Source organism: Clostridium sp. MF28, assembly GCF_002969175.1.
GTDB lineage: Bacteria > Bacillota > Clostridia > Clostridiales > Clostridiaceae > Clostridium > Clostridium beijerinckii.
Window position 1 is genome coordinate 3043053 of sequence record NZ_CP014331.1, and the last position, 12500, is coordinate 3055552.

The 12500-nt window shown below is 32.7% G+C and carries 5 protein-coding genes, 2 rRNA genes and 1 pseudogene (2 of these 8 cut by a window edge); all 8 read right to left on the reverse strand.

What is annotated here, in order from left to right:
* Positions 1 to 447, reverse strand: the 5' portion of a protein-coding gene (gene glgD / locus AXY43_RS12960) for a glucose-1-phosphate adenylyltransferase subunit GlgD (RefSeq protein ID WP_077831439.1). 666 nt of this gene lie to the left of the window's left edge; 447 of the gene's 1113 nt are visible here — the first part of the coding sequence; it begins with the start codon at positions 445 to 447; its stop codon lies off the left edge, out of view.
* Between the two features lie 25 nt (positions 448 to 472).
* Positions 473 to 1633, reverse strand: a complete 1161-nt coding sequence (locus AXY43_RS12965; protein WP_012061055.1) for a glucose-1-phosphate adenylyltransferase — start codon at positions 1631 to 1633, stop codon at positions 473 to 475.
* A gap of 276 nt (positions 1634 to 1909) precedes the next feature.
* A pseudogene (locus AXY43_RS12970) lies at positions 1910 to 3735 on the reverse strand (glycoside hydrolase family 13 protein).
* 13 nt (positions 3736 to 3748) lie between these two features.
* On the reverse strand, positions 3749 to 6184 hold the full coding sequence (locus AXY43_RS12975) for a glycogen/starch/alpha-glucan phosphorylase (protein ID WP_012061057.1): 2436 nt from the start codon (positions 6182 to 6184) through the stop codon (positions 3749 to 3751).
* 33 nt (positions 6185 to 6217) lie between these two features.
* A complete protein-coding gene (gene glgA / locus AXY43_RS12980) occupies positions 6218 to 7657 on the reverse strand; it encodes a glycogen synthase GlgA (protein ID WP_023976931.1) in 1440 nt (479 codons plus the stop codon).
* Positions 7658 to 7752: 95 nt separating this feature from the next.
* The gene (gene glgB, locus AXY43_RS12985) at positions 7753 to 10302 is read right to left on the reverse strand and encodes a 1,4-alpha-glucan branching protein GlgB (RefSeq protein ID WP_077831444.1); all 2550 of its coding nucleotides are present in this window, start codon (positions 10300 to 10302) and stop codon (positions 7753 to 7755) included.
* 658 nt (positions 10303 to 10960) lie between these two features.
* Positions 10961 to 11077: ribosomal RNA gene (gene rrf / locus AXY43_RS12990) — 5S ribosomal RNA — on the reverse strand.
* Between the two features lie 73 nt (positions 11078 to 11150).
* Positions 11151 to 12500, reverse strand: a 23S ribosomal RNA gene (locus AXY43_RS12995); it runs 1561 nt beyond the window's last position.

Sequence of the window (12500 nt, forward strand, 5' to 3'; positions counted from 1 at the left end):
CTTCTTATATACCATTGTAATATCTTTACCTGTACTCTTATGGTATTCCAAAACTTCATTGTAATCTATATTACAAATCATATAGCTTGGTGCTAATAATACATACTCTCTTCTACTATGTGTTAAAAATTGTATGTTTTCAGCGAAATTATGGACATCATCATAAACAGGCTCGTCATTTCCAAAGTTAAAAACTTTTAATCCATCTTTTTTTCTATTTAAGTCCCATGGTCTTCCATTTGTTAAATGGTCTATTAGAGACCTTGACTTATTCTTTGTAAATATTCCTATACAATTAATTCCTGAGTTAGTCATATTTGATAAAATAAAATCTATAATTCTATATCTTGCTGCAATAGGAACTGAAGCAAGAGATCTATTAACTACTAATTCACCCATTCTGTTTTCATTTTCATCTAAGTTGATTATACCAATACAATTTTTCATTTCTTTCTCCCCCTTAGTGATCTCGCTAAACTGCTTTATTATTTTCTATAACTGTACCCATTTTTACTTCTTCTTTTGCTGCAATAATAGCTATTTCATCACCTAAAGAAATCTTACAGTCTTTTCGAACTATTGCTCCGCTTCCAACAATTGCTTTTTCAATAACTACATTATCACCTATTTTAGCATCCGTCATAATTATTGAATCTCGAACAACTGAGTTTTTTCCTATTTGAACTCCTTGAAATAATATTGAGCTTTCCACTTGTCCATTAACAACACAACCTTCAACAACTAATGAATTAGATACTTTTGCATTCTCGCCTATATATTGTGCCGGCCTTACTGGATTGACTGAATATATCTTCCATTCCTCATCATGTAAATCAAGTTCATTATCTTCTCTTATCAAATCCATATTTGCTTCCCATAGGCTATCTATAGTACCAACATCTTTCCAATATCCTTTAAATGGATAAGCAACCATTTTATTTCCATTCCCAAGCATACTTGGAATTATATTCATTCCGAAGTCATTTTTTGATGTCTTGTCCGATTCATCCTCTCTCAAATATTTTTTTAGAGTTTTCCAATTGAAAATATATATTCCCATTGATGCTAGATTATTTTTTGGGTTTTTTGGTTTTTCTTCGAATTCATATATTGATAAATCTTCCCTTGTATTCATTATTCCAAATCGAGATGCTTCATCCATTGGCACTTCAATAACAGCTATAGTTGCCTCTGCCTGTTTTTCTTTATGGAAATCTAGCATCTTTGTATAATCCATCTTATATATATGATCTCCAGATAAAATCAAAATATATTCTGGATCATATCTATCAACAAATTCTATATTTTGATAAATTGCATTTGCAGTACCTTTATACCACTCTCCGCCTTTTTCTTCTTGATATGGTGGCAATACATGTACCCCTCCATGAGCCCTGTCTAAATCCCATGCTTCTCCTATGCCAATATGTGCATTTAATTCTAGCGGTTTATACTGCGTTAATACTCCTACTGTATATATTCCTGAATTCGAACAATTGCTTAATGGAAAATCTATAATTCTATATTTTCCTCCAAACGGTACTGCTGGTTTAGCCAATTTTTTTGTTAATACCCCTAACCTCGATCCTTGTCCACCAGCCAATATCATTGCCACAATTTCATTTTTACCCATAATATTATCTCCTCTCATATGTGTTTGTTCTCATTAGATAAATTTTATATTATATGCTCCTATGTTCAAAAAAAATGATTATTATTACATTTTTATTTAAGTGAACTTGCAGAAGCATATTATATTTTTAATAATTATTTTATAATATGATTACCCCTGGAATTTATATTTATAGTTTTGCATACAATATATTATACATTTATTTTCCATTAAATTCCACATAAGCATATATCAAAATATTTGTCAATTTTTTATTATATAATCAAACTCAATGAACTAGATCCTACGCAATATTTTCAAATCATATGGAAAGATAGTTATAACGCTATCACTTCCTGCAAACTTATACTTTTCACTAATATCAAGTAAATTCACATAATCTCCACTTAAGTTAATTTCTTTAATTAATTTAGCTTCGCTTGAAACATTTACTAATACTATTACGCTTTCATTTTCATATTTTCTTTCAAACGCAAATACGTTTGGATCAGTTTCAAAGATACTTAACTTCCCTTTTTTTAAACCATCTTCATTATTTCTTATTTTAATTATTTTATGGTAGAAATCAGCAAGCATTTTGTTCTCTTTCCCCCATGGATAGCTTCTCCTATTATCAGGCTCTCTTCCACCTTTTATGCCGGCTTCATCTCCATAGTATATTAGTGGTACTCCTGGCAAAGTAAATTGAATTGCTATAAGTAATTTTAACAGTGATATATTTTCATCCAGAACAGTTAAAATTCTTTCTGTATCATTGGTACCTAAAATATTTATATTTCCATAAAAACTTTCTCTTGGATAATTCTCGTACAATGACATAATTTTTTGTCTTAACTTATCTGACTTTATATACCCCTTGATAAAATTAATTAAACTTTCCCTTAAGGGATAATTAGTTGCAGCTTGCACTTCATTCCCTTGTAAATATTTTCGTCTTCTTGAATAACTTATCTTATTAGATGCGTCTTCCCATATATCACCTAAAAGTACAGTATCCTTATTTATTTCTCCGATTTTCTTTCTTATTAGTTCTATAAATTCATCTGGAAGCTCATCTGTCACATTTAAAAACCATCCGCTAACTCCCATATCTGTCCACTTATTTATAATAGAATTATCTCCACTTATAATATAGTCAACATATTCTTTTTGCATCGAGTTAACATTCGGTCTATCATCCATTCCCCACCAAGATTCATACCTATATGGATATGTAATAAATTTATACCAATCATAAAATCTAGAGTTTGGTGAATTATACGCTCCAACATCGTCGTAATTTCCTAGTTTATTAAAATATTTACTATCAGAGCTTGTATAGCTCAGTACAATATCTAGAATAATTTTAATTCCTTTACTATTTGCCACTTTACATAATTCTCTAAATTCACCATTTGTGCCGAACATTTCATCTACAATTTCATAGTCCGCTGTATCATATTTATGGCAACTAGGGGATTTAAATATTGGGCTTAACTTTATTATATTAGCTCCCAATTCCTTTATATAATCTAATTTCTTTATTATCCCCTTTAGATTTCCTCCATAAAAATCCCACCTGGCAATTTTTCCAAAACTATCTCTAATATACATAGGGCTATCATCCCATCTTCCGTATATAAATGAGTTTTCTTTTGTATTATCTATAATTTTATTTTCATTTCCATTGTAAAATCTATCTATTAGAATATGGTATATTACACCTTCTTTATACCATCTTGGTACGAATGACTTTTCATATACAGTTATTTGATATGGCACAGGATTATAAGTATATATTTGGCCAACTCCTCCCAAATGATTGTCATTATTTCCATAATATACTCTGTCATACCCATCTATTAAAATAAAATAGTATTCTAATATCCCCAAAGCATCAGATGTATCAATTTCTGCAGAATATTAAATTCACCATTATTTAAATATTCCTTGTTCATTCCCATATTCATTTTAGTTCCATCGAATTTTATCAATTCGATTGCTACAATTATGTCTTTATTAATATTAATAGATATCTTAACCTTTTGACCAGCCTCTACAGCGCCAAAGGGCCTTCTAAATCTTATGCTTTGAGAGTCATGTAATACCTGTATATCATTCATTCAGTTAATCCTCCTATAGATTCTTATAGATTACCTCTGATCCCCAAATACCTGTTGCATATTCTTCTATTGTTCTGTCAGATGAGAATATCCCTGAATGTGCAATATTAATTCCACACATTCTTTGCCACTTACTAGCATTCCTATAAAGAGTATCAATCTTATCTTGAGCTTTTAAATATGAGTCAAAATCTTGTAAAACAAAAAACTCATCATTATAATTTATTAGATTTTCATATATACTTCTAAATTTATTTTTATCACTATGATATTTTCCGTTTATTAAATCATCAATTACCCTTTTTACTCTAATATCATTGTTGTATATATCAATAGATTTATATCCTCCATTTTTGTAATAATTCAATACTTCATCTGCAGTTAATCCAAATATCACTATATTATCATCTGTAACTTCATCTTTTATTTCAATATTTGCCCCATCTAATGTTGCTACTGTGATAGCTCCGTTCATCATAAATTTCATATTTGATGTTCCTGAAGCTTCTTTTGTTGTCGTTGAGATCTGCTCACTTACATCTGTCCCCGGGATTATTTGTTCAGCTAGTGAAACTCTATAATTTTGAATAAAAACAACTTTTATCTTTTCATTTACTCTAGAATCATTATTTATTTTGTTTGCAACACAATTTATTAATTCAATAGTATTTTTAGCTAAATAATAACCTGGTGCAGCTTTTCCTCCAAAGATGAATGTCCTTGGAACTATATCGTAATTAGGATCATCAATTAATTTATTATATAAATCCATTATTCTTAAACAATTAAGTACTTGCCTCTTATAAGCATGTATTCTTTTTACTTGAACATCAAATATAGAATCAGGATCCACTCTTACATTATCGTTCTCTAATATTATACTTGCTAGCTTTTCTTTGTTAAATTTTTTAATTTTTCCTAACTGTTCTAGAATCACTTCATCATACAAATGCCTCTCAAAGTTCTTTAGATCAAGTGGATGTCTTATAAAGCTATCTCCAATTGTATCTTTAATTAGTTTTGTAAGCTCTGGATTACTTTTTAAAAGCCATCTTCTATGAGTAATTCCATTAGTTTTATTATTGAATTTATTTGGATAAAGATAATAGAAGTCTGTCATCTCTTTTTTCTTCAATATTTCTGTATGAAGTTTTGCTACCCCATTTACACTATGACTGCCTACAATCGCTAGATGTGCCATCTTGACTTGCTCATCAGCTATTATCGCCATTCTTCTAACTTTTTCAAGGTTGCCTGGATATTTAGTTAAAAGTTCTGCACAATATCTTTTATTAATTTCTTCAACAATCATATATATTCTTGGAAGCAATTTTTGAAACATATCTATTGGCCATTTTTCCAAAGCTTCTGCCAAAATTGTGTGATTAGTGTACGATATTGTATTAGTTGTTATTCTCCAAGCCGTATCCCATTCTAACCCTTCTTCATCCAATAATATTCTCATAAGTTCCGGTATCGCAAGTGTAGGATGAGTATCATTTATATGAATCGCCACTTTTTCATCTAGTAACAATATATCTTTTCCATGCTTTTTACAGTGCCTTATAATGCTTTGAACTCCCGCTGAAACAAAGAAATATTGCTGCTTTAATCTTAACATTTTACCTTCATAAAATGAATCTTCTGGATACAGCACTTGCGAAATTGATTCAACTGAATTTTTATACTTAATTGCTTGGAGAAAATCACCTCTACTAAATGATGAAAAATCAAACTCGTTTGAAACCGCCTCCGCACTCCATAATCTAAGGGTATTTACAATTTCATTTTCGTACCCTACAATTGGAGTATCATATGGGACTGCCAATACAGGCTCATAATTTATATGCATAAAGCTTAAGCGTCCATTTATTTCGCTTACTTTTATTTCTCCACCAAACTTAACAATTTCTGCTTTTTCTGCTTTTCTCTTCTCCCAGACGTTTCCTAGCTTTAACCAATCATCAGATACCTCAACTTGTTTTCCGTCTATAATTTTTTGCTGAAAAAATCCATATTTATATCTAATCCCACACCCGTTTCCTGGAATATTTAAAGATGCCATTGAATCCAAGAAGCATGCTGCAAGTCTTCCCAATCCACCATTACCTAGTCCTTGGTCTTGCTCCAAGTTTTCCAACTCTTCTAAATTTATATTTAAATCTGATAACGCTTCTTTACATATATCTCTTATGCCTATATTTAATAAAGCATCTCCAAGTAACCGTCCCAGTAAAAATTCCATAGAAAAATAATAAACTTGCTTCTCCCCAGTCTTATTATATTTTTTATTTGTTTTAAGCCAAGTTCTTGTAACATAATCCCTTACTAAGCTTCCCAAAGCATCATACTTTTGTTGATTAGTTCCTTCTTTTAACTCAATACCATGCATTTCTAAAAACTTATTTACATAAGCTTTTTTAAATGTTTTTTTATCCATTTCGAGCATTGATATACCCCCTCATAACATTATGTCCTCATCTTAATCTTGTCCTGTTAATTCTCTATATAAATCTAAATATATTTGAGCTGACCTATTCCAGCTATTATCAGAATTCATTGCATTTTCGATTAGATTTTCCCACTTACCCTTATCCTTATATATCCATAACGCATATTCTATTATATTGTATAACTCATCTGAATTGTAATTTCTGAAACTAAACCCATTACCTTCTCCAGTATACTCATTATATGCAATTATTGTATCCTTGAGTCCCCCAGTTTCCCTAACTATAGGAATAGAACCATATCTAAGTGCTATTAATTGCCCTAATCCACATGGTTCAAAAAGTGAAGGCATTAAAAACATATCACATGCTGCATAAATTTTATTTGCTAACCCATTATCAAATTTAATATTAGCAGACACCTTATTTCCATATCTAGAATCTAGCCATTTAAAATGTTCCTCATAATGCTTATCTCCCGTTCCTAGAATAACTAGTTGAACATTTTCTTGTAATAGTTTATCAGAAATATTTACTAATAGATCCATTCCCTTTTGACTTGTCAATCTAGTTACCATCGCCAGCATTGGTATATTTTTATCAACAGTTAGCCCTAGCTCTTTTTGTAACTCCGTCTTGTTTATTGCTTTATCTTCAATAGAGTTTATACTATAGTTCTTTTTAATAAATTTATCTGTCTTCGGATTAAATTCATCATAATCTATACCATTTGTTATTCCTCTTAATGCATAGGACCTCTCTCTTAATACTCCATCCAATCTTTGACCATACTCAGGTGTTTGTATTTCGTATGCATAAGTATTACTAACAGTTGTAATAACATCTGAATAGCATAATCCACCCTTCATATAACTTACGCCATCATCAAATTTTAAGCATGTGTTATTATAAAGCTCCATATCAAATCCAAATAACTCCGGTAATATTTGAGGATCAAATACTCCTTGAAATGCTATATTATGAATTGAATATACACATTTCATCTTCCAATAGAACATATCATTTCTTTTATATTCAAATTTTAATAGTACAGGTAACATCCCAGTTTGCCAGTCATTGCAGTGTATAAGATCTGGCTGCCAATCTATTTGCCTCAACATGTCTAATACGGCCCTATCAAAGAACGCAAATCTCTCTGCATCATCATAGAATCCATAGACTTCATCTCTCTTAAAATATGCTTCATTATCTAAAACATAATATGTTACTCCATTATGAAAGCATTCCCATACGCCACAAAATTGTTCTCTCCATCCAACTTTAACATTAAACCATTTAACAAACCTTAGCTTGTCTCTTACTTCCCAACTAATTTCTTTATACTTTGGTATAACAACTCTTACATCTGCATTTTTTTGTGCAAGTGCTTTTGGTAATGCCCCAGCAACATCTCCGAGCCCCCCTGTTTTAATGAACGGACTAGCTTCAGATGCTACAAATAAAACTCTCATTCTTTATCCCCCTCAACCTCTAGCAAATAAATTTATATCATTATACTATAGATATTTTTATAATATTTACTTTCTCAAACGGTCTTTTTAACCTTTTATTCATCTTTTTCTTTAATTTCTTGATCTACATTAATTTCATTCACTTTTAATATTAATGTTGCCATTGGAGGCACTTTTACTTTCAAAGAATATGGTTGATTGTGGAATTGAGTCTTTTCAGATACAAGCATTTCACCCATAATCTGACCTGAACCACCATATTTACTATCATCAGAATTAAATACTTCTTCATAGCTCCCCAAAAATGGTACTCCAATTTGATAATCATAATACACAATAGAAGTAAAATTAATTATAAAAATCAGTGTATCTTTATCATTTCTACTTCTTCTAGCAAAAATTAATATGCTTTGTTCATTATTATCGGCTTCTATCCAATTAAAGCCTCTATAGTCATGATCGAGCTCCCAAAAAGCTTTATTATTAAGGTATAGATTGTTTAAATCCTTAAAAAATAATTGAGTTTTTTTATGGATTCCTAAATCATCGATTAGGTTCCATTTTAATTCCTCATATTCTCTCCACTCAATTTTCTGAGCAAATTCGCACCCCATAAACGATAACTTTTTGCCCGGATGTCCCATCATATAACACATAAACGCTCGGAGACCTGCAAACTTATTCCATTCATCTCCCCACATTTTGTTTACCAATGATTTCTTACCATGAACAACTTCATCGTGTGAAAGTGGCAATAAATAATTTTCAGCATAATTATACATCATCGCAAATGTTATATTTTTATGATTATGTTTTCTATATTTAGGATCTATTTCGACATACTCTAATGTATCATTCATCCAACCCATATTCCATTTTAAGTTGAATCCCAAACCATCATAAATTGCAGGTTTTGTGACATTAGGCCAAGATGTTGATTCCTCTGCAATCATAAGTGCAGTCGGATATTCTGCAAATACTGCTTTATTTAACTCCTTTAGAAAATCTATTGCTTCTAAATTCCCATTTCCTCCATATTTGTTTGGTATCCATTCCCCGGGCGATCTGCTATAATCCAAGTAAAGTATGCTTGATACAGCATCAACCCTTAATCCATCAATATGGAACTCTTTATACCAGTATAATGCATTCGATATTAAATAACTTTTAACTTCATCTCTACCTAGATCAAAATTACAAGTTCCCCAACCCTTATTTTCCGCTCTCCATTCTTCTTGATATTCGTATGTTGGTGTTCCATCAAACTTATATAATCCGTGAGCATCCTTACAAAAATGACCTGGAACCCAATCCATTATTACTCCTATATTAGCCTCATGCAATTTATTTATTAAAATTTTAATACCTTCATAATCCCCATACCTACTTGTTGGTGAATAATAACCTGTCCCCTGATATCCCCAAGAAGCATCCAATGGATGTTCAATAAGCGGCATAAGCTCTACATGTGTATATCCCATATCTTTTACATACTTAGGTAAATCTTCTGCGATTTCTTCGTATTTTAAGAATCCGCCATCTTTATTTGTCTTCCATGAGCCCAAATGTATCTCATATATATTTAATGGTTGCTCAAGTACATTTATTTTATTTCTTTGATCAATCCATTTTTTATCATTCCATTTGAAAGCTTTAGGCTTATATACTATTGATGCATTATCTGGTCTCAATTCACTTTGTATTGCATACGGATCGGCTTTGTATTCTCCCATCTCTCCATCGCTTCCCACTATACAATACTTGTATCTATTTCCGGCCTTCGCAGTATAAAAAAAGCCTCTCCATAATCCATTTTCAGTTATTCTTTCAAGTTTGTATTCCTCTTTTACTTCGAAATTATTAAAATCCCCAACTACATATACATCTTTTGCATTAGGTGCCCACGTTACAAATTGCACACCTTTCTTTCTTTTCTCAGTTTTAATATGTGAGCCTAAAATATTATAAGATTCATAGTTTTTACCTTGATGAAACAAATATGTGTTAAGATTAGTTATTTCAGATTTATCAATACTTTCTGTTCTCTTTTTAACATTAATTTTACTATGTTCTGTTTTCGACTTTTCAATCTTCTCCCCTTCTGCTTGAAATTCTCCCATTAATTCTTTTGAAGCTGATTTTTTTCTTGCGCTTGCTTTTGTTGAAGTTACTGCAGATTTCCCTTTTGAAGATTTATTAGTTGTTCTTTTTGTCTTTGATTGTACATTTAATTCATTCGTTTTGGTGGATTTAGATTTATTAATATTATCTCCACCCTCCAATTCAGATTCTTTATTATTCTCTTCTTTTAAAATAATTTTTTCTTCGTTTTTATTCTCCAACGCATTCTTCTTATCAATTGCCTTAGATTTCTTTAAACTCCCTTTAGATTTAATACCAATTTCTTTATCATTTGTAGTAATGTCTTTTACCTTAATATCTAGATTATTAATTGGATTTAATTCAGTTGTTTCCTTTGAGGAAATTTTCTTTTTCGCTCTTCCCTTTGTCTTACTTATTCTTTTCTCAACAGATGAATTATCTTCGATAGATACTTTTCCGTCTTCTTCTGTCAAACCGTTCATATCTCTAGGACCTATTTCATCTTTATCTTTAATCTTACTGCTTTTAGGATCATTTTGCATTAAACTATACCCCCATCCATATTCATATCCCTCTCATAAACTAAATTAAATGCTTCTCTTTATTATAATTCTCACTATATATATATCTTACCAAATTTTATGGTACTTTTCACTTATTTTTCTTTATTTTTAATAAAAATTATAATTAATTTAACTTTTAATATAATAAATATATATTTTTATCCATATATAATGTATAATATTCAATCATTCATTTTATTAAATTTAAAATCAATTCACAGAATAGCAATAATCAAGCGCATAAAAGACGCTGTGTATTAGGAAATAAAGTGAGCAGCACCTAAGTTTTATTCTGCTAAGTTTTTAATATTGGAAAAATGATTTTAAACTCATGTCACTTATATATCTTTTTAAAATCATGATCACAGGGCGATCTTCACTATCTAACCAATGATAATAGTGTTTAATTTACCAAAATTCATACCATAAAAAAAGAGAATCCATATCTTGAATCCTCTCTTTAACAATTAGTATTAAAACAACTTTAATATATTACCTTAAACTTTATAATTATTCATATATTTTAAATAATACAATTCAAGCATATGAATCAATTAATACCATAGAGCCTACTTATTAAAAGTGCGAAATATTATAAAATAAAAAAAGATAGTTATTACAACTATCTTTTTTGCTTACCTCGCAACGTCCTACTCTGCCACACAGTCTCCCATGCAGTACCATCGGCGCTATAGACCTTAACTTTCCTGTTCGGAATGGGAAGGAGTGTTACCTCTATGCCATCATCACGAGATCTTCAATTTGAAAAAACTTTGTTCTTTCAAAATTGCACACAGTTTCTTTAATGTATTTACAACTTGACTATATTGGTCAAGCCCTCGACCTATTAGTATCAGTCAGCTAAATATGTTACCACACTTACACCTCTGACCTATCAACCTTGTAGTCTTCAAGGGGTCTTACTAGCTTATGCTATGGGAAATCTCATCTTGAGGTGGGCTTCACACTTAGATGCTTTCAGCGTTTATCCCTTCCCGACTTAGCTACCCAGCTATGCTTCTGGCGAAACAACTGGTACACCATAGGTCAGTCCATCCCGGTCCTCTCGTACTAAGGACAGCTCCTCTCAAATTTCCTACGCCCGCGACGGATAGGGACCGAACTGTCTCACGACGTTCTGAACCCAGCTCGCGTGCCGCTTTAATGGGCGAACAGCCCAACCCTTGGGACCTACTTCAGCCCCAGGATGCGACGAGCCGACATCGAGGTGCCAAACCTCCCCGTCGATGTGAACTCTTGGGGGAGATCAGCCTGTTATCCCCGAGGTAGCTTTTATCCGTTGAGCGATGGCCCTCCCACGAGGTACCACCGGATCACTAAGCCCGACTTTCGTCCCTGCTCCACTTGTAGGTGTCGCAGTCAGGCTCCCTTCTGCCTTTACACTCTTCGAACGATTTCCGACCGTTCTGAGGGAACCTTTGGGCGCCTCCGTTACATTTTAGGAGGCGACCGCCCCAGTCAAACTGCCCACCTAACAATGTCCTGTCACCAGTTTCATGGCATCCAGTTAGAACTTCAATACTATCAGGGTGGTATCCCAACAACGACTCCACCAAGGCTGACGCCCTAGTTTCCCAGTCTCCCACCTATCCTGTACAGACAATACCGAAATTCAATGCTAAGCTACAGTAAAGCTCTACGGGGTCTTTCCGTCCAATCGCGGGTAGCGAGCATCTTCACTCGCACTACAACTTCGCCGGATTTGCAGTTGAGACAGTGCACAAGTCATTACGCCATTCGTGCGGGTCAGAACTTACCTGACAAGGAATTTCGCTACCTTAGGACCGTTATAGTTACGGCCGCCGTTTACTGGGGCTTAAGTTCACACCTTCGCAAAACTTTGCTAAGTGTTCCCCTTAACCTTCCAGCACCGGGCAGGCGTCAGCCCCTATACATCAGCTTTCGCTTTAGCAGAGACCTGTGTTTTTGTTAAACAGTTGCTTGTGCCTATTCTCTGCGGCCTGATTTCTCAGGCACCCCTTCTCCCGAAGTTACGGGGTCAATTTGCCTAGTTCCTTAACTGCAATTCTTCCGTCGGCCTTAGGATTCTCTCCTCATCTACCTGTGTCGGTTTGCGGTACGGGCACTACTTCTCTTTCTAGATGCTTTTCTTGGAAGCATGGAATCAGATACTTCGGTTCCGTAGAACCTTCCCC

Bases quoted from the DNA above. Each gene is read 5' to 3' on its own strand.
- AXY43_RS12975 (WP_012061057.1), bottom strand. From the start codon at position 6,184: ATGCTCGAAATGGATAAAAAAACATTTAAAAAAGCTTATGTAAATAAG.
- glgB (WP_077831444.1), bottom strand. From the start codon at position 10,302: ATGCAAAATGATCCTAAAAGCAGTAAGATTAAAGATAAAGATGAAATA.
- glgA (WP_023976931.1), bottom strand. From the start codon at position 7,657: ATGAGAGTTTTATTTGTAGCATCTGAAGCTAGTCCGTTCATTAAAACA.
- AXY43_RS12965 (WP_012061055.1), bottom strand. From the start codon at position 1,633: ATGGGTAAAAATGAAATTGTGGCAATGATATTGGCTGGTGGACAAGGA.